At 41.9% G+C, this 22319-nt stretch carries 25 protein-coding genes; 22 read left to right on the top strand and 3 right to left on the bottom strand.

Annotated elements, in window-relative coordinates:
* Positions 1–53: 53 nt before the first annotated feature.
* From SST111_RS01315 to SST111_RS01305, 3 genes are all read left to right on the top strand, one after another.
* Positions 54–1436: a HAMP domain-containing sensor histidine kinase gene (locus tag SST111_RS01315; RefSeq protein ID WP_099809756.1), complete on the top strand. Its 1383-nt coding sequence runs from the start codon at positions 54–56 to the stop codon at positions 1434–1436.
* Entirely contained in the window at positions 1433–2101 is a 669-nt protein-coding gene (locus SST111_RS01310) for a response regulator transcription factor (RefSeq protein ID WP_099809755.1), read from the top strand. Before SST111_RS01315 ends, SST111_RS01310 begins: the two co-directional genes overlap by 4 nt.
* A 119-nt stretch (positions 2102–2220) precedes the next feature.
* Positions 2221–2826, top strand: coding sequence for a DUF3642 domain-containing protein (locus tag SST111_RS01305; RefSeq protein ID WP_099809754.1), 606 nt, complete (start codon positions 2221–2223; stop codon positions 2824–2826).
* A gap of 42 nt (positions 2827–2868) precedes the next feature.
* On the opposite strand, the gene sdaAA is transcribed toward SST111_RS01305, so the two are convergent.
* Both sdaAA and sdaAB read right to left on the bottom strand, forming a co-directional pair.
* Entirely contained in the window at positions 2869–3741 is an 873-nt protein-coding gene (gene sdaAA, locus SST111_RS01300; protein WP_099809753.1) for an L-serine ammonia-lyase, iron-sulfur-dependent, subunit alpha, read from the bottom strand.
* Between the two features lie 12 nt (positions 3742–3753).
* Complete coding sequence (sdaAB, locus tag SST111_RS01295) at positions 3754–4428, bottom strand: L-serine ammonia-lyase, iron-sulfur-dependent subunit beta (RefSeq protein WP_099809752.1); 675 nt, start codon at positions 4426–4428, stop codon at positions 3754–3756.
* 217 nt (positions 4429–4645) lie between these two features.
* On the opposite strand from sdaAB, the gene mnmA reads away from it, so the two are divergent.
* Positions 4646–5770 (top strand): tRNA 2-thiouridine(34) synthase MnmA, encoded by a 1125-nt coding sequence (gene mnmA / locus SST111_RS01290; protein WP_099809751.1) that lies wholly within the window; start codon positions 4646–4648, stop codon positions 5768–5770.
* A gap of 42 nt (positions 5771–5812) precedes the next feature.
* On the opposite strand, the gene SST111_RS01285 is transcribed toward mnmA, so the two are convergent.
* On the bottom strand, positions 5813–6202 hold the full coding sequence (locus SST111_RS01285; protein WP_099809750.1) for a nuclear transport factor 2 family protein: 390 nt from the start codon (positions 6200–6202) through the stop codon (positions 5813–5815).
* Positions 6203–6327: 125 nt separating this feature from the next.
* Between SST111_RS01285 and SST111_RS01280 the strand changes: the two genes are divergently transcribed.
* From SST111_RS01280 to SST111_RS01190, 18 genes are all read left to right on the top strand, one after another.
* The gene (locus SST111_RS01280; RefSeq protein ID WP_024389858.1) at positions 6328–6654 is read left to right on the top strand and encodes a winged helix-turn-helix transcriptional regulator; all 327 of its coding nucleotides are present in this window, start codon (positions 6328–6330) and stop codon (positions 6652–6654) included.
* A 128-nt stretch (positions 6655–6782) separates the two neighbouring features.
* The gene (locus SST111_RS12125) at positions 6783–6944 is read left to right on the top strand and encodes a hypothetical protein (protein ID WP_180274012.1); all 162 of its coding nucleotides are present in this window, start codon (positions 6783–6785) and stop codon (positions 6942–6944) included.
* 39 nt (positions 6945–6983) lie between these two features.
* On the top strand, positions 6984–7616 hold the full coding sequence (locus SST111_RS01270) for an RpiB/LacA/LacB family sugar-phosphate isomerase (protein WP_029176231.1): 633 nt from the start codon (positions 6984–6986) through the stop codon (positions 7614–7616).
* A 129-nt stretch (positions 7617–7745) separates the two neighbouring features.
* The gene (locus tag SST111_RS01265) at positions 7746–8198 is read left to right on the top strand and encodes an NUDIX hydrolase (RefSeq protein WP_099809749.1); all 453 of its coding nucleotides are present in this window, start codon (positions 7746–7748) and stop codon (positions 8196–8198) included.
* Positions 8199–8214: 16 nt separating this feature from the next.
* The gene (locus SST111_RS01260) at positions 8215–8646 is read left to right on the top strand and encodes an NUDIX hydrolase (RefSeq protein WP_099809748.1); all 432 of its coding nucleotides are present in this window, start codon (positions 8215–8217) and stop codon (positions 8644–8646) included.
* Positions 8636–9097 (top strand): NUDIX hydrolase, encoded by a 462-nt coding sequence (locus SST111_RS01255; RefSeq protein ID WP_099809747.1) that lies wholly within the window; start codon positions 8636–8638, stop codon positions 9095–9097. The genes SST111_RS01260 and SST111_RS01255 overlap by 11 nt, the downstream gene beginning before the upstream one ends.
* Positions 9094–11010, top strand: coding sequence for a tRNA uridine-5-carboxymethylaminomethyl(34) synthesis enzyme MnmG (mnmG, locus tag SST111_RS01250; RefSeq protein WP_099809746.1), 1917 nt, complete (start codon positions 9094–9096; stop codon positions 11008–11010). Before SST111_RS01255 ends, mnmG begins: the two co-directional genes overlap by 4 nt.
* 80 nt (positions 11011–11090) lie before the next feature.
* Positions 11091–13052 (top strand): DHH family phosphoesterase, encoded by a 1962-nt coding sequence (locus SST111_RS01245; RefSeq protein WP_099809745.1) that lies wholly within the window; start codon positions 11091–11093, stop codon positions 13050–13052.
* A gap of 10 nt (positions 13053–13062) precedes the next feature.
* Positions 13063–13515 (top strand): 50S ribosomal protein L9, encoded by a 453-nt coding sequence (gene rplI / locus SST111_RS01240; RefSeq protein ID WP_029179683.1) that lies wholly within the window; start codon positions 13063–13065, stop codon positions 13513–13515.
* 31 nt (positions 13516–13546) lie between these two features.
* Complete coding sequence (gene dnaB / locus SST111_RS01235) at positions 13547–14902, top strand: replicative DNA helicase (RefSeq protein WP_002938217.1); 1356 nt, start codon at positions 13547–13549, stop codon at positions 14900–14902.
* A 3-nt stretch (positions 14903–14905) separates the two neighbouring features.
* Positions 14906–15157 (top strand): Veg family protein, encoded by a 252-nt coding sequence (locus tag SST111_RS01230; protein WP_002938218.1) that lies wholly within the window; start codon positions 14906–14908, stop codon positions 15155–15157.
* Between the two features lie 140 nt (positions 15158–15297).
* Positions 15298–15993 (top strand): cytochrome c biogenesis CcdA family protein, encoded by a 696-nt coding sequence (locus SST111_RS01225; RefSeq protein WP_099809744.1) that lies wholly within the window; start codon positions 15298–15300, stop codon positions 15991–15993.
* A gap of 18 nt (positions 15994–16011) precedes the next feature.
* The gene (locus SST111_RS01220; protein WP_099809743.1) at positions 16012–16575 is read left to right on the top strand and encodes a TlpA family protein disulfide reductase; all 564 of its coding nucleotides are present in this window, start codon (positions 16012–16014) and stop codon (positions 16573–16575) included.
* A 309-nt stretch (positions 16576–16884) separates the two neighbouring features.
* Positions 16885–17496: a 30S ribosomal protein S4 gene (gene rpsD / locus SST111_RS01210; RefSeq protein ID WP_002938227.1), complete on the top strand. Its 612-nt coding sequence runs from the start codon at positions 16885–16887 to the stop codon at positions 17494–17496.
* 65 nt (positions 17497–17561) lie between these two features.
* Positions 17562–18011 carry a DUF6568 family protein gene (locus tag SST111_RS01205; RefSeq protein WP_099809742.1) on the top strand — a complete coding sequence of 150 codons (450 nt, stop codon included), beginning with the start codon at positions 17562–17564 and terminating at the stop codon, positions 18009–18011.
* A gap of 134 nt (positions 18012–18145) precedes the next feature.
* Positions 18146–19660: a flavocytochrome c gene (locus SST111_RS01200; RefSeq protein ID WP_099809741.1), complete on the top strand. Its 1515-nt coding sequence runs from the start codon at positions 18146–18148 to the stop codon at positions 19658–19660.
* Positions 19661–19742: 82 nt separating this feature from the next.
* Positions 19743–21107 carry a metallophosphoesterase gene (locus SST111_RS01195; protein ID WP_099809740.1) on the top strand — a complete coding sequence of 455 codons (1365 nt, stop codon included), beginning with the start codon at positions 19743–19745 and terminating at the stop codon, positions 21105–21107.
* 163 nt (positions 21108–21270) lie between these two features.
* The gene (locus SST111_RS01190; protein WP_180274011.1) at positions 21271–22284 is read left to right on the top strand and encodes a glycosyltransferase family 2 protein; all 1014 of its coding nucleotides are present in this window, start codon (positions 21271–21273) and stop codon (positions 22282–22284) included.
* Positions 22285–22319 lie beyond the last annotated feature (35 nt).

Raw genomic sequence — 22319 nt, 5'->3', positions numbered from 1 at the left:
GATAAGGTTGTTTTGTTTATAATTGTGAAAAAATTGACTAGAAAAGAAGAGCTATGAAATTACAAAAACGAATTTTTCGATTAAATATGATCATGCTTATTTTTTCCTTGGTTGCGATGCTGGGGGTAAGTGTTTATGTGGTTAATAGCATTTATCGTAACCAAGAAACATGGCAGTCCACTAGCCAGAAGACAGCAAGTAGTCAACAGAGTTTGGAAAAATTTTCGGGATCAGATTTTGCAGTATTGGCAGATGAGTTAGCATCGAATGATGCACGACTCTATGTAGAAAGTAATGGTGAGGCTGTCTTTTCAAATCTGAAAGATGATGCGGATGAGATATTGGGAGTGACAGTATCATCAACCACTCACATCTCCTATGTAGATGGAGAAATTGTGATTAGCCGTAAACTCGCCACGGATGGACAAGTTTATTATTTATATGCCTTGTTAGAAGATTTGGAAGACCAGCAAGAAAGCCAAGAATTTCAAGCCTTCCTGATACAGCTTTTGTTAGTTGGTGGAATAGGTATCGTGGTCGTAGTGGTGCTTAACTTCTTCTTTACTCGCCGTCTCCTAGGGGTTATCATGCGTCCTCTGGAGGAATTGCACAGCGGTGTAGAGCGTATCCAGCAGGGAGATTATACAGTGTCTTTGACCTATCAAGGTGATAAGGAATTTGAAGAATTGACCCAAGGGTTCAATCAAATGCAGACTTCTTTGTTAGATGCCCGTGAGAAAAATCAACTGTATGAACAAAATCGAACCCAGATGGTCGCAGATATTTCGCATGATTTGCGGACTCCCTTGACTTCTATCAAAGGTTATGCTAAGGGAATTTTGGATGGTATTGCCAATACGGATGAAAAACGTAATCAGTATTTGACTGTTATCTATCAAAAATCTCAGGTGATGGAGAAATTACTGGAAAAATTATTTGCTTTTTCACAATTGCAGACAGATAAAACGCCATTTGATAAAGTCAAGCTTGATTTGGCTATCTTTTTACAGTCCTATGTAAGAGAGAAAACGGAGGAATTAGTAGATGAAGACATTCGGTTTAGTTTGGAAGTATCGGATGGATTGCCAGTTGAGATTGATCCAATTCAATTTCGTAGAATTCTAGATAATCTGGTGGACAATGCACGAAAATATGCTGCTGTAAAGCCCCTGATAATCAGTATTACTGGACAAATGCAGGAGCAAGAAGTTGTTTGGACTTTTACAGATAACGGAAAAGGTGTAGAAAAGAATAGACTTGACTTGATTTTTGAAGAATTTTACAGGGTAGACGATACCAGACAGCAAGTAGAAGGCCATGGTCTGGGGTTAGCGATTGTAAAAAATATTATGGAACGCTTGGGAGGTCGAGTGTCTGTTGAGGCAACTCCAGGTCTTCGATTTATCTTTAGATTACCTAGAAAGGATATGAAATGACACGGATTTTAATTGTAGAAGATGATCTAGAAATCGCCTATTTAGAGCGAGATTATCTGGAAATGCAGGGGTATCAAGTTGATCTGGTCCATGACGGTGGTCTGGTAGAGAAGGAACTGGCTCAAGCAGACTATGACCTCTTGCTCTTGGATGTTATGCTTCCCAACAAGACCGGTTATGACCTCTGTCGTGATTTGCGGGACAAGGTTGATTTTCCCATTCTCATGGTGACCTCTAAGCAAGAAACGGTCGATGTGGTGCGTGGTTTAGGTTTAGGAGCAGATGACTACATCAGTAAGCCCTTTGACCCCATGGAGCTGGTGGCACGCGTCAAGGCCCATTTAGCCCGATATCAACGCTACCAACAACCTCAAGAGCCAGACCAGCTGGTCATCGGTGACTTGACCATTTACCTAGAAAGCTGGAAGGTGCTCAAGGCAGGCCAGGAAATCAAGCTACCAAACCGAGAATTTGAACTTTTGGCCTACTTGGCCAAGCACCCCAACCGTGTCTTTTCAAAAGACCAGCTCTTTGAAAGCATTTGGGGTTATGACTACGTTGGAGATAGTGCGACAGTGACAGTCCATATCAACCGCCTCCGTGATAAACTGGGCGAAGACCTGATTGAAACCGTCTGGGGAGCAGGATATCGTCTCAATCACTAAATTTTTTTAGAATTGTTTAGATTTTGTTTAGAATTTCTACATTGTCTGTTCATTTTTAGCTGTTAGAATAAGATTATCAGCTGGGTGCTGAAGAAAAAACAAAAACAGAGGATATAAAAATGGAAAACAATCAACAAGAAATCATTGAAGTACAAAACGAAAACGGTCAAAAAACAGGCCTGTGGCAGACAGCAAAAGACAAGCTTGCAGGCATGAGCAAGAAAACCATTGTTCTCCTATCCGTTGGAGCCTTGGTCTTGGTGACAGGTAGCTTCGTTGCAGCTGAAGTATTTGAGAACAGATTTGAAGTGCTAGAAGACCGAATCGAACGACAAGTTGGAGCTGTTGACTACGATGATGATGACAAGTACGAAGTCGCTAGTTCAAACGCTACTACAACAGCGACCGCAGCTCAAACAGCCAACGAGCTTGCAACAGCCTACGGTGTCAAGTTGGTTGACACCTCAGACTTGGACGGTACTTATACAGCCACCAGCGGAAATGACATTTATACCTTGACTGTTACAGGTAACCGAGCTACTTTGGTAGAAGCCGACAACGATGGAGACCGAGATAGTGACATCATCATCTTTGACCTGGATAAGAAATTGGTCTATGTGGATGGTGAAGCAGAAACCTATACAGTAAACGGGAACACCCTAACCTTGACAGAAATTGACACCAATGACACAATAACAGACCAATTGGTCTTTATAAAACAATAAGAAAAGGACCAGACGGTCCTTTTCTTATTGTTTACAACCTTGTCAACTTTCACCGAAGATTTCTTGTGCTAGTCGGCGACCAGTTGGTGTGGCAGCCAGGCCTCCTTCAGCAGTTTCACGGAAGGCAGTTGGTAGGGCAGAGCCAACTTGGTACATGGCATTGATAACCTCATCTACAGGAATTTTTGATTCAATTCCTGCCAGTGCCATATCAGCAGCTACCATGGCATAGCTTGCTCCCATGGCGTTTCGTTTAACACATGGGACTTCTACCAGACCAGCGACGGGATCGCAAATCAGACCCAGCATATTTTTGATGACAAAGCAGATGGCTTGGCTGGCTTGGTAGGGAGTTCCACCTGCTGCCAGTGTCAGGGCTGCGGCAGACATAGCAGAGGCAGAGCCGACTTCTGCCTGACAGCCTCCTTCTGCACCTGAGATGGAGGCGTTGTTGGCAATGACCAGACCAAAGGCTCCTGCTGTAAAGAGGAAGTCAAGTTGTTGCTCTTCTGTCAAGTTTAACTTGTCAATAGCAACACCAAGAACGGCAGGCAAACAGCCAGCAGATCCAGCAGTGGGAGTGGCACAGACTAAGCCCATTTTGGCATTCAATTCATTAACGGCCATGGCATTTCTTGCGGCGGATAGGACGGCGGAATCTGATAGGGTTTTACCAGATTTCATGTAGGCATCTAGCTTGGCAGCATCGCCTCCTGTTAAACCAGATACGGATTTGCTTTCAGTTAGTCCATCCACGATGGACGCTTTCATGACTGTCAAGTTTCTTGACATGATTGTCAATATTTCTTCGCGGCTACGACCAGTTAATTCAATTTCGGTAGCAATCATTAGTTCAGCAACATTTCCTGAAAACTGCTCTGCTTGTTGAACCAATTCTTCGATAGTATAAAACATGGTTTCCTCTTTCTAGTTAAAGAAGGTGACATTGTGCAAATGTGGAATTTTTTCAATCTCTGCAATCGAATTTTCACATTGGCGGGCATCCACTTCGATAATCATAATGGCTTTTTCGCCAGCATGTTCACGTGTCACGTTCATTTGGGCGATATTGATGTCATACTTAGAAAGAACATCAGTCACTTTCGCAATCATACCAGGTACATCTTGGTGAACAATGATAATGGTCGGTGTGTTCATGTTCAGGTTGACAGAGAAACCGTTGAGCTCGGTCACTTGGATATTGCCTCCGCCAATGGAAACGCCCGTTGCTGAGATAGACTTCTTCTCGTTTTTAATGATAATTCGGGTAGTATTGGGATGTGGCGTGTTACTGTCATCCTTGTTGACACGCCAGTAAACCTTAATACCTCGTTCTCTTGCAATATCAAGAGAGTCAGGAATACGTGGATCGTCTGTATCCATGCCTAAAATACCTGCTACCAAGGCTACATCGGTGCCATGTCCTCGATAGGTCTTGGCAAAGGAGTTGTAAAGTTGAAATTCGACCTCGGTTGGTTCATCGCCAAAGATAGAAGACACTATTTTCCCAATTCGGACCGCCCCAGCTGTGTGACTAGAAGATGGACCAATCATAACAGGTCCAATAATATCAAAGACCGACTGAAATTTTAAGTTTGTCATAGTAATCCTCACGTTTTTCTTGGTACTATTATACCAAATTTTCCAGTTAGAGAATATGCCTAGATGAATGGGCTTTCCCATGTCAAATTCCTGTCGATCTTACCTTTTGTGTGGTATAATACAAGTTGTTCAAAATCGACCTTCAAATCGTTTTTTGAAAAAATTTTTGGAATACGACCTTCAAATCGTTATTTCTACGAAAAGATGGGAGAAAATGATGTCAATAGACAATTCGAAAACCCGTGTCGTTGTCGGTATGAGTGGCGGTGTGGATTCATCGGTTACGGCTCTCTTGCTCAAGGAGCAGGGCTACGATGTGATCGGTATCTTCATGAAAAACTGGGATGACACGGATGAAAATGGCTTCTGTACAGCAACAGAAGATTACAAGGATGTGGCTGCAGTGGCAGACCAAATCGGCATTCCTTACTACTCTGTCAACTTTGAAAAAGAGTATTGGGACCGCGTTTTTGAGTACTTTTTAGCAGAGTATAGGGCAGGCCGCACCCCCAATCCAGATGTTATGTGTAACAAGGAAATCAAGTTCAAGGCCTTTTTGGACTACGCTATGAACTTGGGTGCGGACTATATGGCGACTGGCCACTACGCTCAGGTGTCACGCGACGAAGACGGTACCGTTCATATGCTACGTGGGGCAGATAATGGCAAGGATCAGACCTACTTCCTCAGCCAACTCTCGCAGGAACAGCTGCAGAAAACTATGTTTCCGCTCGGCCATTTACAAAAGCCTCAGGTAAGGGAAATAGCAGAGCGAGCAGGCTTGGCGACCGCTAAAAAGAAAGACTCGACAGGCATTTGCTTTATCGGTGAAAAGAACTTCAAAGAATTTTTAGGGCAGTATTTGCCAGCCCAGCCCGGCCGGATGATGACGGTTGACGGTCGTGATATGGGAGAGCATACAGGCCTTATGTACTATACAATTGGTCAGCGTGGCGGGCTTGGTATCGGAGGACAAATCGGTGGGGACAATGAACCTTGGTTTGTTGTCGGAAAAGACCTGTCAAAAAATATTCTCTATGTCGGTCAAGGCTTCTATCATGAGTCCTTGATGTCAACTTCTTTACAGGCTAGTCAAGTGCACTTTACACATGATATGCCTGAAGAATTCACGCTAGAATGCACAGCTAAATTCCGCTACCGTCAACCAGATAGTCAAGTGACTGTCAAGGTAAAAGGAGACAAGGCAGAAGTTATCTTTGCAGAGCCACAACGAGCAATCACACCAGGCCAAGCCGTTGTTTTCTATGATGGACAAAAGTGTCTGGGTGGTGGTATGATCGACATGGCCTACAAGGATGGGGTGGCTTGTCAGTATATTTAATCAAAAATAAAAGCTTAGCACCCTCATGCTAAGCTTTTTATCTTATCCCCAGAAAGCATCTTCGGCTTTTTGGTCGGCTGAGAAGAGCCAAACTTCCTTGATTTTGCCATTTTCCATACGGAAAAGATCGATGCCATTCATGTTTAGTTCTTCACCATCTGTTCGAGTACCGAGGAATGTTACGTTAGCGGCAACAAGAGTATCATTATCGGATACCCAGTTTGTCACTACTTTGAAAGTTCCATTTGTTTTTTCGGCGAAAGTTGCTAGATGTGCTCCGAGTACTTCCTTACCAATTTTAGCACCAGATGTTGAATGATTTCCGGGTTGATGCCAGATAATGTCATTAGCCATTGTTTCAAAAAGAGCTGCAAAATCACCAGCGATGAGAGCATTGTTATAGGCATTAAAAATTTCCAAGTTTGTTGACATTTGATGTCCTCCAATTTTTTTGATATAGTACAATTATAGCTTAAACATTCCATTATGCAAGTAGGTACTTTTGCATTCGTTGGTATCAAAAGTGATACTATTGTGATAAATAAAGGAGAATTTTTTTGAAAAAAGTTAGTGAATATGGTATTTGCCCTTTTGCAACAACACAAAAAGTCTTGACTGGTAAGTGGGGATTGGTGATTATCTACCAACTCAGTACAGGAACGAAACGCTTCAATGAATTACAGCGACTGATTCCAGGTATTACTCAAACCATGTTAACAAGACACCTTAGACAATTGGAGGAGGATCACATTATTAGTCGCACGGTCTATGCAGAAGTCCCCCCTCGTGTAGAGTATAGCTTGACTGAGATGGGCGAAAAATTTCGTTCGGTACTGGATGCTGTTGAGGCTTGGGGCTTAGAATATATTGAAACGTTAGCGTAACACTAGATTTGAAATTCTACAAATCTTTTGATAGAATAAGAGTAACAATTATCATGATGGTCAAAGCTCATGGGAATTGTAGGCTTTTTTGTCCTGCAGTTTTCGAGAGTTTTGGCTATTTTTTGCGATTGGGAAGAGAAGATGACCTTTTTGATATTACCAAAATTTCAGAATCAGAACTGAGTCAGTTTCCTAATCTAAAAACGATTGATGGAACAGTGTTATTGATGACAGATGATGTAAAACTGTTCTTGAAATCGAAAGGTCTTCGATTTTTGATTGAGGAGTAGCTTGTCAATCTAATTGACAGATGTGTAAAGGAGGGGAAAATGCGTGTTGTAGTTATTCAAGCTAGTACAAGAACTGAGATCAACCAGCTCTTGTTTGACACAGTTTGTGAGGTAGTGGACGGACACCATGATGTTGTTAATCTAGGCGTGTTTCCAGAAGAAATAGAAAACTACACCTATATGGAAGTAGCTGTTATGATTAGTCTGTTGATTGAAACAAATGCAGCTGATTTTGTTGTAACGGGGTGTTCTTCTGGACAAGGAATGATGATGGCTTGCAATAGTTTGCCAGGTTTACGTTGTGGCTTTGTGCAAACCCCTCAGGATGCCTATCTATTTGGTCGGATTAACAACGGCAATGTGGTTTCTTTACCACTAGGCTTAAATTTTGGTTGGTCTGGCGAGTTGAATTTGCGTTATACCTTAGAAAAACTATTTGAAGGAGAATTTAATACAGGCTATCCAGTTCAAGATGCTGAACGTAAAAAGAAGGAAGCAACTGAATTAGTGCATCTTCATCAGTTGACAACACGCTCTTTTTTGGAAATTTTACCAAACTTTAATGAATATCTATTGACTAAAATTTTAAGAAGAAAAACGTTTGTCGATTATATTTATCAAAACGGGACGAATAAACTCCTTTTAGAAAAGTTAACGGCTTATAAGGTTTGAACTTTAGAAGCAGATTTGATACAATATTTCTAATAAGAACTATGATGGTCAAAGCTCATGGGAATTGTAGGCTTTTTTGTCCTGCAGTTTTCGAGAGTTTTGGCTGTTTTTTGCTATAGGGGAGAGAAGATGGATTTCAGAACGAGACACGACAATCAAATCTTCGGTGTTCGTGCGACGGGCTTGGTGGTACAAGATGAGAAACTTTATCTTGTTAAGTCACCTGAGGGGAAATATTACACCTTAGGTGGAGCCATTCAGCTTGGCGAAACAACCGAAGAGGCTGTGCAACGGGAAATACAAGAAGAAATCGGAATTGAGGTGGAGGTTGGACCACTAGCATTTATCGTTGAAAATCAGTTCACCTTGCAGGAGAAATCCTATCATCAGATTGAATTTCTCTATATAGTTACCCCACTGTCTAATCCAGCTACCAATCTGGAAGAAGGGAATTCTGTTCGCCAGTGTGAATGGGTTACTTTTGCGGACTTAGAGAAACTGGATCTCAATCCAGATTTTCTTAAGACCGAGTTAGCCAACTGGGACGGACAACTAAAGCATTTTATGAACAAAGACAACTAAAGTAGCGGAGGAAACCATGCCGGTTAAATTGATTGCCCATGTCTTGCTGACTGTTGTAGACAGCCACTTGATTATTCAGCGTTCGCAGATTAAGCGTGGAGAGCCGAATGTATTTCCGCTGCATTGGGATATCCCAGGTGGTCGTGTTGAGGAGAATGAGTTGCCCTGTGATGCTGCAGTGAGAGAGTGTTTTGAAGAAACAGGTATTTCGATAGAAAAGGAAAATCTGACCATTATCCATGAAGATAGTCAGTTTGATGTAGAGAAACAGACGGTATTTACAAGGCTGGTCTATGAAGTGACACTTCCTGAACAACCAAAAACCATTCTTCTTGACCCAGAAGAGCATACTGATTTTATATGGTTTACTAGTCGCGATGAAAACAAGAAAAATTTAGTTCCATATCTCGAAGAAATTTTAGAAAAGAGAAGGAAGAATGGATTTTAGGACCAGAATTGACAATCAGATTTTCGGTGTCCGTGCCACTGCATTGATTATAAAAGATGGGAAGATTTTCCTGACCAAAGATTATAAGGGCCGTTATTATACGATTGGCGGTGCGGTTGCAGTCAACGAAACTGCGCAAGTTGCGGTTGTTCGAGAAGTCAAAGAAGAATTAGGGGTTGACAGTTGTGTCAACCAACTGGCTTTTGTCGTTGAAAATCAGTTTACACAGGAAGGCAGAGATTTTCACAATATCGAGTTTCATTTTATCATGGAGCCTATTGGAGAAATGCCTAAGGAGATGATTGAAGGGAAGTTGAAGCAAACTTGTGAATGGATTGCACTTGACAACCTTGTCAACTTAGATGTAGTACCAGCTTTTCTGGCACAGGAATTACCAAACTGGAGTGGACAAGTTAAACACATTATGAACATGAAGGAGAAAACAACATGACACACACATTTGCAGAAAACTATGATGTCATCGTGATTGGTGCGGGGCATGCAGGTGTAGAAGCGGGATTGGCAGCCAGTCGGATGGGCTGTAAGACCTTGCTTGCAACTATTAACTTGGATATGGTGGCCTTTATGCCTTGTAATCCCTCCATTGGTGGCTCTGCCAAGGGGATTGTGGTGAGGGAAATCGATGCCCTGGGTGGCGAAATGGGTCGCAACATTGACAAGACCTATATCCAGATGAAAATGCTTAATATGGGTAAGGGGCCAGCTGTTCGTGCCTTGCGGGCTCAGGCGGATAAAGCAGAGTATGCAGCAGAAATGAAGCGGACGGTGGAGCGTCAGAAAAATCTGACCCTGCGTCAAACCATGATTGATGAGATTTTGGTGGAAGAGGGCAAGGTAATCGGTGTCCGCACGGCTACCAACCAGAAATTTTCAGCCAAGGCAGTTGTGGTGACGACGGGTACAGCCTTGCGTGGTGAGATTATCATCGGTGACCTCAAGTATTCGTCAGGTCCTAACAATAGCCTAGCTTCTATCACGCTGGCGGATAATCTGAAAGAATTGGGTCTTGAAATCGGTCGTTTCAAGACAGGAACGCCACCGCGTGTCAATGCTCGTACCATTAACTACGAAGACACGGAGATTCAACCAGGCGATGAAAAGCCAAATCACTTTTCATTCTTGTCCAAGGACGAGGATTATTTACAGGACCAGATTCCTTGCTGGTTGACCTATACCAACGCGACCAGCCATGAGATTATCAACAGCAATCTTCATCGAGCACCTATGTTTTCAGGAATTGTCAAGGGGGTTGGGCCCCGTTATTGTCCATCAATCGAGGACAAGATTGTGCGTTTTGCCGATAAGGAACGCCACCAGCTTTTCCTAGAGCCAGAAGGTCGCAATACCGATGAAATCTATGTTCAAGGGCTGTCAACCAGTCTACCAGAAGATGTGCAGCAGGACTTGATCCACTCCATTAAAGGTTTGGAAAATGCCCAAATGATGCGGACGGGTTATGCCATTGAGTACGATATGGTTATGCCTCATCAGTTGCGGGCGACGCTGGAAACCAAGAAGATTTCAGGGCTCTTTACAGCAGGTCAGACCAACGGAACGTCGGGTTATGAAGAAGCAGCAGGTCAGGGAATTGTCGCTGGTATCAATGCAGCCCTCAAGGTGCAGGGCAAGCCTGAATTGATTTTGAAACGAAGTGACGGTTATATCGGCGTTATGATTGATGACCTGGTGACCAAGGGAACGGTGGAACCTTATCGTCTCTTGACCAGTCGGGCAGAGTACCGCTTGATTTTGCGTCATGATAATGCCGATATGCGACTGACGGAGATTGGTCGTCAGGTGGGCTTGGTGGATGATGAGCGCTGGCAGGTCTTCCAGATTCACAAAAACCAATTTGACAATGAAATGAAGCGTTTGGAGTCTATCAAACTCAAGCCAATCAAGGAAACCAACGAAAAAGTTGTTGCTATGGGCTTCAAGCCTTTGACAGACGCTTTGACTGCCAAGGAATTCATGCGTCGTCCAGATGTGACTTACGCAGATGCGGTAGCCTTTATCGGTCCTGCGGCAGAGGATTTGGACGCCAAGACCATTGAATTGATTGAAACAGAGGTCAAGTACGAAGGCTACATTGCCAAGGCCTTGGATCAGGTGGAGAAGATGAAACGTATGGAAGAAAAACGCATTCCAGCCGACATTGACTGGGATGATATTGACTCCATTGCGACCGAGGCTCGTCAGAAGTTCAAGCTGATTTCACCAGAAACCATTGGCCAGGCTAGTCGGATTTCCGGTGTCAATCCAGCGGATATATCCATTCTCATGGTCTACCTGGAAGGACGCAGTCGTTCCATTTCTAAAAACAAATCAAAGGACAGTCACTAAGGCTGTTCTTTTCTTATGCGTGCTAGCGAAAACTAGCAATTTCTTGTGATTTGTGGTAGAATGGCAGGCAGAGGTTAGTGATGAAAAGATTTCGATTTTCGACAATTCACTTTGTCATGATAGGTGTCATTTTATTTGGGTTGGTGGCTCTTGTCCACCGATTTTTTCCAATTGGTGCCAGTACAGTTTTTGCGCTACTCATCAGCCTATTGGTGTTGATTGCGCTGTTTATTTATCAAAAACATTCTTATGAATTTAGTGAGATAGAACAGATTGAATATCTCAATAATCAGGCCAATTCTGGTTTGATGATGCTCTTGGATAAAATGCCAGTGGGAGTTATCAAAGTTCGACCAGATAGTAATCAGGTAGAATGGTTTAATCCCTTTGCTGAGCTGATTTTTGCTCAAGAAAATGGTGAGTTTGATCAAAAAAAACTACGTGAAATTATTGACGTTGGTCTGGATGAGGAGCGAATTTATGCAAACTTTTCAGGCAAGAGATACGCTGTTAACGTTGATTTTGATCAAGGGTTATTTTACTTTTTTGATGCGTCGACAGAGTATTCAGCGACAAATAGTTTGATCGGAAGCCGTCCTGTTATAGGGATTATTTCAGTTGATAATTATGATGAACTCGAGGACACGGTATCTGATTCACAGATTAGCCAAGTCAATTCCTTCTTGGCTCAATTTGTTTCGGAATTTTGCCATGATTACGGTATCTACTACCGACGCGGCACAATGGATCGATTCTATTTCTTTACAGATTATGCTGTGTTGGAAAAATTGATAGAGAATAAATTTTCAGTTATTGATAAGTTCCGCGAGGAGGCTAAAAAGTTAGATTTAGGTTTGACTTTGAGCATGGGATTGGCGTATGGTAATGAAAATCATCACCAAATCGGACAGGTTGCGCTCCAAAATCTCAATATGGCTGAGGTTCGTGGCGGAGATCAGGTGGTTGTCAAGGAAAATGACGAGAGCAAGCAACCGCTTTTCTTTGGCGGAGGTTCAGCTTCATCAGTAAAACGTACTCGTACTCGAACGCGTGCTATGATGACAGCCGTATCTGATAAGCTAAAATCGGTGGATGCTGTCTTTGTTGTCGGACACCGTAATTTGGACATGGATGCTCTGGGTTCAGCAGTCGGGATGCAATATTTTGCCCAAAATATCATGAATAATGCCTATACGGTTTATAATCCTGATGAAATGGCACCAGATATTGCACGTGCTATCAAGAAGTTGAGTGATGAAAATTGTTCTAATTTGCTAACGGTTGAGGAAGCCATGAAGATGGTCACTTTCCAGTCGTTGTTAATCATGGTAGATCATTCAAAGATTGGCTTGACTTTGGATAAGGATTTCTATGACCAATTTACTCAGGTTGTGGTGGTTGATCATCATCGTCGCGATACAGATTTCCCAAATAATGCAGTTTTGACTTATATAGAGAGTGGTGCTAGTTCTGCGAGTGAGTTAGTAACGGAATTAATTCAGTTCCAGAATGACAAACACCATAAACTTAATCGCATTCAATCTAGTTTATTGATGGCTGGGGTTATGCTTGATACAAAAAATTTCACCTCTCGTGTGACTAGTCGTACTTTTGATGTGGCTAGTTACTTGCGGACTCGTGGTAGCGATAGCTTGGAAATCCAGCAGATTGCTGCGACAGATTTTGAGGAATATCGTCAAATCAATGAACTAATTTTAAGTGGGCAGAGAATTGAGTCCAATGTTGTTATTGCGTGTGCAGATGATACTAAAGAATACGATAATATTATTCCGAGTAAGGCTGCCAATACAATATTGGACATGGCAGGAATTGAGGCGGTATTCGTTGTAACAAGAAATACCAAAGGGTATGTATCTATTTCTGCAAGGAGTCATAGTAAAATCAATGTTCAACGCATTATGGAAGAAATGGGCGGAGGTGGCCACTTTAACCTGGCTGCCGCTCAGGTATATGATCAGACAATCGCAGAAGTATGTGAAAAGTTGACGGATAAAATCCGCGAAGAAATAAATGGAAATTAGGAGAACAGATATGAAAGTAATCTTTTTAGCAGATGTTAAAGGTCAAGGTAAAAAGGGTGAGATTAAGGAAGTTCCAACAGGTTACGCCCAAAACTTCTTGATTAAGAAAAATTTGGCTAAGGAAGCAACAAACCAAGCGATTAGCGCCCTTCGTGGTCAGGAAAAATCTAAGGAAAAGGCTCATGCAGAGATGATTGCAGAAGCAGAGGCTATCAAGGCTAAGTTGGCTGAGGAAGCTACTTTAGTGAAATTTGTCGAAAAAGTTGGTCCAGATGGTCGTACCTTTGGTTCTATCACTAGCAAGAAAATTGCTGAAGAATTGGAAAAACAATTTGGTATTAAGATTGACAAACGTCATATCCAATTAGACCACCCAATTCGCGCCCTTGGTTTGATTGATGTTCCTGTCAAAATCTATCAAGATGTAACAGGCATCATTAATTTGAGTATTAAGGAAGCTTAATTATTTATCTAGCCAGTGAGGAGGTGAGATCTTGGCAGAGTTGGATGAATTGCGGGTGCAACCGCAGGATATTCTAGCTGAACAATCGGTATTAGGAGCTATTTTCCTTGATGAAGGCAAGCTGGTCTTCGTTCGTGAATACATCGAAGCTGAAGATTTTTTCAAACATGCTCATAAGCTAATTTTTAAAGCTATGATTGCTCTTTCTGATAGAAATGAGGCAATTGATGCGACTACCATGCGTAACTATTTAGTGAACCATGGTGATTTGGAAAATATCGGTGGTTTGGCCTATTTGGCTGAAATCATTAGTTCCGTGCCGACGGCAGCCAATGCGGAATTCTATGCCAAGATTGTTGCTGAAAAGTCTAATCTCCGTAAACTGATTGCCCGTTTGACGGATGCAGTTAATCAGGCTTATGAGGGTGCGGATGGTTCAGATGACATTATTGCCAATGCTGAAAAAGCTTTGATTGATGTCAGTGAGGGAGCCAGTCGAAGTGGTTTCAAGCGGATTGATGATGTCTTGAATATCAACTTTGACAACCTTGAAACTCGTGCTAAGCAGACGTCGGATATTACAGGGATTGCAACTGGCTATCCTGCTCTTGATGCTATGACAACGGGTCTGCATGAGGAAGAGTTGATTATTCTTGCGGCTCGTCCTGCGGTTGGTAAGACGGCATTTGCTCTCAATATTGCGCAAAATATCGGTACAAAACTAGGTTTGACAGTTGCTATTTTCTCTTTGGAGATGGGTGCAGAAAGCTTGGTTGACCGTATGCTCGCTTCTGAGGGAGTTATCAATTCGAGGGCTATTCGTACGGGGCATTTGACGCAGGAAGAATGGAATAAGTACATGGTGGCTCAAGCTAACCTGGCTCGGGCTAGTATCTATATTGATGATACACCAGGTATCAAGATTACGGAAATCCGTTCGCGTTCGCGGAAGTTGGCCCAGGAGACTGGGAATCTGGGCTTGATTTTGATTGACTATCTTCAGTTGATTACGGGAACAGGTCGGGAAAACCGGCAACAAGAGGTTTCAGAGATTTCCCGTCAGTTGAAGATTTTGGCCAAGGAATTGAAAGTTCCTGTTATCGCCCTCAGTCAGTTGTCGCGTGGTGTGGAGCAACGTCAGGATAAGAGACCTGTTCTATCTGATATTCGTGAATCGGGATCTATCGAGCAGGATGCGGATATCGTTGCCTTCTTGTATCGTGATGATTATTATGAGCGCGGTGAGCAGGAAGACGGCGGCATTCCCAATAATACGGTTGAAGTTATCATCGAGAAAAACCGTTCCGGTGCGCGTGGTACCGTGGAACTGATGTTCCAAAAAGAATACAATAAATTTGCAAGTATTTCCAAGAGAGAGGATGGATAGAGAATGAGTGATGCATTTACAGATGTTGCTAAAATGAAGCAGATCAAGCAGGATATTAAGGATCATGAGGGACAGATTGTCGAGTTGACCCTTGAAAATGGCCGTAAGCGTGAGAAGAATAAGCAGGGGCGTATTGTGGAGGTTTATCAGTCTCTCTTTATCGTAGAGTTTGAAGACCCAAACAATACTTTTGTAGAATCCTATACTTACTCAGACATTTTGACAGAAAAGATTTTGATTCATTATTTGGATTAGGAATGGAAGCCTGTGATTGCAGGCTTTTTTGTATGATTTAACAAAACGATATATTGACTAAGGTAAAGCAGTGTGTTACAATATTAGTACATAAAAACGTTTTCAATACTGTCTTTTGAGCTAGATAGAAAGGAGTTTATATGGAATTTCAATGGTTTACAGTTCTGGCTCTGTTTGCAGAAGGGCTCTTGTCTTTCTTATCACCCTGTGTTCTGCCCATTCTCCCTATCTACATTGGTTTGTTGGCAGGTGGAGCTGAGGGGAAAGAGGGAGAGAAGAAGGTTCTCGTAAATACGCTGAGTTTTGTAGTTGGGATTGCTCTGACCTTCTTCTTATTGGGATTTGCCTCTAGTTTGCTGAGTAGGGTCTTACAAGCAAATGCTCAAGTCTTGCAGATTATTAGTGGTCTATTGATTGTTCTGATGGGAATTTTGCAGTTGGGTTGGTTCAATATTCCCGTGTTAGAGCGTGAATTTTCTGCTAAAAATAAGGTGTACCAAGCAGGAAAACAGGTCACTCCATTTCTAGCTTTCCTGATGGGTTTTACCTTTAGTTTTTCTTGGACTCCATGTATAGGACCTATTCTGGCATCTGTTTTTATTTATGCTAGCAGTCAGCAGGGTTGGTTGAGCGGTATCTTGCTGTTGGTCTATTGTCTTGGCTTTATTCTTCCCTTTATTTTGGTTGCCTTCTTTTCTCAGAAAATGTTGGCTTTCTTCAAGAACAATCGGCACTATTTGGCTTGGACTAAGCGTATTTCAGGCTATTTATTGCTCTTGATAGGCTTGAGTATTTTAACAGGTTTCTTCCAACATCTTGTGCGTTTTTTCCAGTAGGATAGAAAGGATTTATTTATGAAAAAGTTGGTATCAATTGTCGTTTGCTTACTTGTTTCCTGCTTTGTTTTGACTGCCTGCTCTCTCTTACCATTGGTCAGTCCGTCTTCTACTGAGTCGACTTTACAGGTCAATCAACCAGTCACGCTAGATTTTTCCCTAAAGGATAAGGATGGAAATGATGTCAATCTAGCGGATTACAAGGGAAAAAAGATTTACATCAATGTTTGGGCAACCTGGTGTGGTCCTTGTCAGAGGGAAATTCCTGAATTGGAGGAAGTTTACCAAGAGTACAAGGATAAGGAAGATTTTGTCTTTTTGTCAATTACATCACCTGAGGATGCTGAGTTTGGAAATACCAATCCTTCGGATGTGAGTAAGGATGAGATTTTGGAGAAGGCTAGTGAGTTAGGAGCGACCTATCCAGTCTTGTTTGATACAAAAAATCAGGCTATGACACATTTTGGTATTGCTGCTTTTCCGACACATATTCTCATCAATAGTGATGGAACCCTCAAGGTTTCTTTTGCAGGACAGGTTCAAAAGGATAAGCTGGTCGAATTATTGGAAGAAATGCAATAAGAACGATGAAAAAGGCTTTACAGAGCCTTTTTTTTGTGCTATACTAACCTTTGTGTGAAATAACAGCAGGGCAAAATGAAGCTCGTCAACAGAAGGTCAGCAAGAAGAGTAATCGTTGCTGTTTCGATGAAGGCCTCCTGCACGAATCAGGTTTGCTTAAAACGTTATTTCCTACAGACAGGTCTTTTTGTTTCCTTTTAGTACTAGGCAAGGAGGTGCAGGCTATACTGAGGTATGCCAAGCCGACTTAACGACGTAATAAAAGAGAAACGAAATGACGGAAATTTTTATTTTTAGGAGGACATAACTATGTCACGTTATACAGGACCATCTTGGAAACAAGCTCGTCGTCTTGGCTTGTCATTGACAGGTACAGGTAAAGAATTGGCACGTCGTAACTACGTACCGGGTCAGCACGGACCAAACAACCGTTCTAAATTGTCAGAATACGGTTTGCAATTGGCTGAGAAACAAAAATTGCGTTTCTCTTACGGTTTAGGTGAAAAACAATTCCGTAACTTGTTCGTACAAGCTACTAAAATCAAACAAGGTACTCTTGGTTTCAACTTCATGCTTCTTTTGGAGCGTCGTTTGGACAACGTTGTTTACCGTCTTGGTTTGGCAACTACTCGTCGTCAAGCACGTCAATTCGTAAACCACGGTCATATCCTTGTTGACGGCAAACGCGTTGACATCCCTTCATACCGCGTTGAAGTTGGTCAAGTGATCTCAGTTCGTGAGAAGTCAATCAAAGTTCCAGCTATCCTTGAAGCTGTTGAAGCAACTCTTGGACGTCCAGCTTTCGTATCATTCGATGCTGAAAAGCTTGAAGGTTCATTGACTCGCTTGCCAGAACGCGACGAAATCAACCCAGAAATCAACGAAGCTCTTGTCGTAGAATTCTACAACAAAATGCTCTAAGATTTGTATAGATATTTTAAAAGCCCTATTTACAAGGGCTTTTTGTCTGTATTTGAGGAGGGATTATGTGGCGTAAGTATTTTTTGCTAGTGCTATTAGCTATTTTGGTCGTAGGTGGGGCATTCTTTTTATCTCAATCAGCGGCTGTACCAAATGAATCAGACTACGTGAAGGCTGTAAAGAGTTATCAGGCTATTTCGATAGATGAAGTGGAGCAAAAAATCCAAGACGAGGAAGAATTTATATTATACATAGGTCGTGAGACATGTCCTTATTGTCGTGACTTCGTTCCTAAATTAACAGAGGCAGTAGAGCAATCACATGCGACTATCTACTATTTAGATAGCGAGTCGGATCCGAATGGAAAAATACAACAATTTCGACAGAGTCAAGGTCTTGCTACGGTTCCTAGCTTAACCTACTATAAATCAGGTAAATTATCTGGAATACTTCGTAAAGGGAGTCAAGCAACGCTATCTGAAATAGAGAATTTTCTAGCTCTTCAAGGGCAGTAAATAGTTCTAAGAATGTATGAAGCGAATATCATACATTTTTTTGTTCATATTTGTGAAAAATATTGCAAAACAGATTGAAAAACATTTCACAATCTTATATAATACTAATATCGGATAAAAATTGGAGGTTTATCATGAAAAAGAAAGCTTGGTTAGGCTTACTAATGAGTCTACTTGCTGTGGTGTTTTTAGTAGCGTGTGGGGGTAAGTCTGAGAATACAGCGACATCCTCATCTTCAACTTCATCTTCTTCAGAAGAAGCTGTTTCAGGTGCATCTGAGAAAGTTTATACAGATCCATCTGAGTTGAAAGATAGCTATGATGTTATCGTCGTTGGTTCTGGTGGTGCAGGTATGTCGGCAGCTATTTCAGCTAAAGACGCTGGTGCTAGTGTTGCTCTCTTGGAGAAAATGCCTGTTATCGGTGGTAATACGGCTAAATCATCAGCTGGTATGAATGCTTCACAGACTAAATTCCAAGAAGCAGAAGGTATTGCTGATACAAACGATAAATTCTACGAAGAAACCCTTAAAGGTGGTAAGGGTACAAACGATCCTGAACTACTTCGTTATCTTGTAGATCATTCTGCTAGTGCAATTGACTGGTTGGATGGAATGGGGATCACTCTTAGCAATCTAACTACAACTGGTGGTATGAGTGAGAAACGTACCCACCGTCCAGCAGATGGTTCAGCTGTTGGTGGCTACTTAGTAAATGGTCTTTACCACAATCTTGTTGAACGTGAAGTACCAATTTTTGTAAATGCAGATGTTACGAAACTTCAAGATAAAGATGGAGTTGTAACAGGTGTTGAAGTGAAGATTGCTGGTGAAACGAAGAAAGTTTCTGCAAAAGCAGTTGTATTGGCTACAGGTGGTTTCGGTGCGGACTTAGATATGGTTGCTAAATTCAATCCAGCACTTGAAGGTTATGTCACTACTAACCAAGAAGGTTCAACAGGTGATGGTATTGTACTTGCCGAATCAGAAGGTGCTGCGACTGTTGATATGGAACAAATCCAAATTCACCCAACTGTTGAGCAAGAAACTTCTTACTTGATTACGGAAGCTGTTCGTGGTGAGGGTGCTATCCTTGTCAATTCAAAAGGTGAGCGTTTTGTTAACGAATTGGAAACTCGTGATAAAGTTTCTGCGGCTATCAATAGCTTAGAGCCAAACTATGCTTATGTTATCTTTGATGATGCCTTGAAAGATCGTGTGAAAGCTATTGCTCAATACGAAGAAAAAGGTCTTGTAAAAACGGGTGCTACACTTGCAGATTTGGCTAAGGAAATTGACCTACCTGCGGATACACTTCAAACGACACTTGATACTTGGAACAAGGCTGTAGCAGATAAGAATGATGCGGCATTTGGTCGTACATCAGGTATGGACCATGCTTTGAATACTGGTTCTTACCATGCCATTAAAGTTGCACCTGGTGTTCACCATACAATGGGTGGTGTGAAAATCAATACCAATACTGAAGTATTGAAAACAGATGGTTCAGCAATTTCTGGTCTTTATGCTGCTGGTGAAGTAACTGGTGGTGTTCATGGTCAAAACCGTATTGGTGGTAATGCTGTAGCAGACATCATCGTATTTGGTCGTCAGGCTGGTGAACAAGCAGCTGGATTTGCTAAGAAATAAATTTTAATATGAGGGGTTGGCTACAGTCTAGCTCCTCTTTTTGTATTGTAGCCATTCATCTAAGATGATATACTTTTAAGGTATGAAGAAGAAAATAGTATTATTGCTAGGAGCTATTGCAGCCATTGTTTTGATTTGGTCTGCTATTGCTTGCCAGCATCAGCAATCCTATGTCGAGGCTGAACTAAGAGACCAAGATAAAATTTGGATTATCACAGATTTGCATTATTTGTCACAGGATTTATTTGATGATGGAGAGGCTTTATCCTATATCGAAAAAACAGCTGCTGGCAAGGATTTACGTTATGGAAATGAGCGGATGGAGGCCTTGGTTGAGCAGGTTGAGCGTGAGCAACCGTCCTTGTTACTAGTCAGTGGGGATTTGACTCTCAATGGTGAAAAGCAGAGCATGGTTGAATTGGCGCAGTATTTTACCCAGATTGAAGAAAAAGGAACGGAGGTTCTGGTCATTCCTGGCAACCATGATATTGCCAGTGGTTGGGCTAGGGCCTTTAAAGGAGACCAGCAGATAGGGACGGATCAGGTCACCGCTCAGCAATTTTCAGATATATTTGACGATCATGGTTATCAACAAGCTAGCAGTCGTGATAAAGCTTCATTGAGCTATCTGGCTAAGCCGTTTTCCAATGCTTGGTTTCTGATGATAGACAGTAACATCTACTCTGACGGCTACGGTAAAGGAGCTCCTCCAACAAATGGACGTATCAAAAAAGAGACCTTGGATTGGATAGATGTACAGCTTCAGGCAGCCAAGGAAGCTGGAGTGAGCTTGATACCTGTTGTTCATCACAATGTCTTGCAACAGCATGCCATGCTCTCAAAAGGCTATACTTTGGATAATGCTGCCGATTTGAAGGCCTTGTTCAATCAATATGGCATTCAATTTGGTTTTTCAGGCCACACTCATTCTCAGAATATTGTTAAGGAAGACTTGGGACAAGTTAACTATACTGAAGTGGTCAATGGAGCATTTTCTATTTACCCAGCTGTTATCGGCCAATTGAGCCTTGATGATACAAGCATTCGCTATCAAAAAACTCAACTTGATATGGCTTCGTGGACAGAAAAACACCAACCTAGTGATCCAAATTTGCAGGATCACGTAAAGTACTTACAAACCGTCTTTGACAATACCAGTGACATCATGGTCCACAATGTGTTGAACGATGAACGTTGGTATGATGGCGAGACGGCAGATGCAATTTCACAATTTATCATGCCAGCCAATCGTGCTTATTTTTCAGGAGAAAAATTGGATCAGACTTGGCTTGAAGAGATGGTATTTCCTAGCCAAGCCTATCAGACCTTGCAAGCAGCATCACCGAGAAGTTTCTTGGCTGATTATCTTGATGTGATTATAAAACGGAGTCAAGGTCGAGATGTGGAAAAACTAGAGATTAAAACAGAAAAAGATTTTGTCCAATAGTTTTCCACAGATTATTGAAGAAATCCACAACTTTTCCACAGGTTGTGAATAAGCTATGCCTTAGTAACTGTCTGAGTAGGTCTGTTTTTACAAATAAAAATGCTCAGCAACTTTCCTGAAAATGTGATAAAATAGTAACAAATTGTGTCAAATGGAGAGAAAGATGACCTTAGTAAGTATTGCCATTCCGAGTTATAATTCGGATGCTTACCTTCATTACTGTGTTCATTCCCTTGTAATGGGTGGTGACAAGGTTGAAATTCTGATTATCAACGATGGTTCGACCGATCGGACTCAGGAAATCGCAGAGGGACTAGAGAATCAATTTTCAAACGTACGTGCCATCTATCAGGACAATAAGGGCCATGGCGGAGCTGTTAATACAGGGATACGTGAGGCCAAGGGGAAGTACTTTAAAGTTGTAGATTCAGATGACTGGGTTGATACCAGAGCCTATTTGAAGATCCTAGAGAGTTTGCAGGCATTGGAAGACGAAAATACGCCAGTTGATGCCTTCATTTCCAATTTTGTTTATGAAAAAGAGGGGCAATCTCGTAAAAAATCCATGTCTTATCAATCCACTCTACCTGAGAACCGTATCTTCGGTTGGGAGGATGTGGGTGCCTTTTCCAAGGGTCAATACATGATGATGCATTCCTTGATTTACAGGACAGATTTATTGCGTGAGGTTGGTCTCGTTCTACCAGAGCATACTTTCTATGTGGATAATATTTTCGTGTTTACCCCTTTACAGGCTGTGAAAACCATGTACTATCTGCCAGTAGATTTTTATCGTTACTTTATTGGGCGAAATGACCAGTCTGTCAATGAATCCGTCATGATTAAGCGCATTGACCAGCAGTTAAAAGTTAATCGGATCTTAGTGGATAATTTAGACTTGGAGGCGATTGATAATCCTGATTTACGAAGTTATTTGCTCAATCACGTGGAAATTACGACCATTATCTCCTGTGCCCTTCTCAATCGTGCTGGAACAGCTGAGCATATGATGAAAAAGCAGGAATTATGGCACTATATTCGTGATAACAATCCAGCTCTCTTTAAAATCGTTCGAAAAGGGTTACTCGGGCAATTAACTAACCTATACGGGTATCCAGGCCGAAAAATTTCCAATGCTGTCTATAAAATCGCGAAAAGAATTTATGGTTTTAACTAAAACTCAGTTTCGGCTGAGTTTTTCTGTTATAATGA

It is taken from the genome of Streptococcus suis YS161 (assembly GCF_002760245.1).
GTDB lineage: Bacteria > Bacillota > Bacilli > Lactobacillales > Streptococcaceae > Streptococcus > Streptococcus suis_I.
The sequence above is the reverse complement of the archived record's forward strand: the minus strand, read 5'-3'. Positions and strand labels throughout refer to the sequence as shown.

Bases quoted from the DNA above. Each gene is read 5' to 3' on its own strand.
- SST111_RS01220 (WP_099809743.1), top strand. From the start codon at position 16,012: ATGAAAAAGTTGGTATCAATTGTCGTTTGCTTACTTGTTTCCTGCTTT.
- SST111_RS01205 (WP_099809742.1), top strand. From the start codon at position 17,562: ATGTGGCGTAAGTATTTTTTGCTAGTGCTATTAGCTATTTTGGTCGTA.
- sdaAA (WP_099809753.1), bottom strand. From the start codon at position 3,741: ATGTTTTATACTATCGAAGAATTGGTTCAACAAGCAGAGCAGTTTTCA.
- SST111_RS01195 (WP_099809740.1), top strand. From the start codon at position 19,743: ATGAAGAAGAAAATAGTATTATTGCTAGGAGCTATTGCAGCCATTGTT.
- SST111_RS01190 (WP_180274011.1), top strand. From the start codon at position 21,271: ATGACCTTAGTAAGTATTGCCATTCCGAGTTATAATTCGGATGCTTAC.
- sdaAB (WP_099809752.1), bottom strand. From the start codon at position 4,428: ATGACAAACTTAAAATTTCAGTCGGTCTTTGATATTATTGGACCTGTT.
- SST111_RS01225 (WP_099809744.1), top strand. From the start codon at position 15,298: ATGGAATTTCAATGGTTTACAGTTCTGGCTCTGTTTGCAGAAGGGCTC.
- SST111_RS01230 (WP_002938218.1), top strand. From the start codon at position 14,906: ATGAGTGATGCATTTACAGATGTTGCTAAAATGAAGCAGATCAAGCAG.
- mnmG (WP_099809746.1), top strand. From the start codon at position 9,094: ATGACACACACATTTGCAGAAAACTATGATGTCATCGTGATTGGTGCG.
- SST111_RS01200 (WP_099809741.1), top strand. From the start codon at position 18,146: ATGAAAAAGAAAGCTTGGTTAGGCTTACTAATGAGTCTACTTGCTGTG.
- SST111_RS01265 (WP_099809749.1), top strand. From the start codon at position 7,746: ATGGATTTCAGAACGAGACACGACAATCAAATCTTCGGTGTTCGTGCG.
- SST111_RS01245 (WP_099809745.1), top strand. From the start codon at position 11,091: ATGAAAAGATTTCGATTTTCGACAATTCACTTTGTCATGATAGGTGTC.
- rpsD (WP_002938227.1), top strand. From the start codon at position 16,885: ATGTCACGTTATACAGGACCATCTTGGAAACAAGCTCGTCGTCTTGGC.
- SST111_RS01310 (WP_099809755.1), top strand. From the start codon at position 1,433: ATGACACGGATTTTAATTGTAGAAGATGATCTAGAAATCGCCTATTTA.
- SST111_RS01270 (WP_029176231.1), top strand. From the start codon at position 6,984: ATGCGTGTTGTAGTTATTCAAGCTAGTACAAGAACTGAGATCAACCAG.
- SST111_RS01255 (WP_099809747.1), top strand. From the start codon at position 8,636: ATGGATTTTAGGACCAGAATTGACAATCAGATTTTCGGTGTCCGTGCC.
- SST111_RS01305 (WP_099809754.1), top strand. From the start codon at position 2,221: ATGGAAAACAATCAACAAGAAATCATTGAAGTACAAAACGAAAACGGT.
- SST111_RS01285 (WP_099809750.1), bottom strand. From the start codon at position 6,202: ATGTCAACAAACTTGGAAATTTTTAATGCCTATAACAATGCTCTCATC.
- SST111_RS01260 (WP_099809748.1), top strand. From the start codon at position 8,215: ATGCCGGTTAAATTGATTGCCCATGTCTTGCTGACTGTTGTAGACAGC.
- SST111_RS01315 (WP_099809756.1), top strand. From the start codon at position 54: ATGAAATTACAAAAACGAATTTTTCGATTAAATATGATCATGCTTATT.
- rplI (WP_029179683.1), top strand. From the start codon at position 13,063: ATGAAAGTAATCTTTTTAGCAGATGTTAAAGGTCAAGGTAAAAAGGGT.
- mnmA (WP_099809751.1), top strand. From the start codon at position 4,646: ATGTCAATAGACAATTCGAAAACCCGTGTCGTTGTCGGTATGAGTGGC.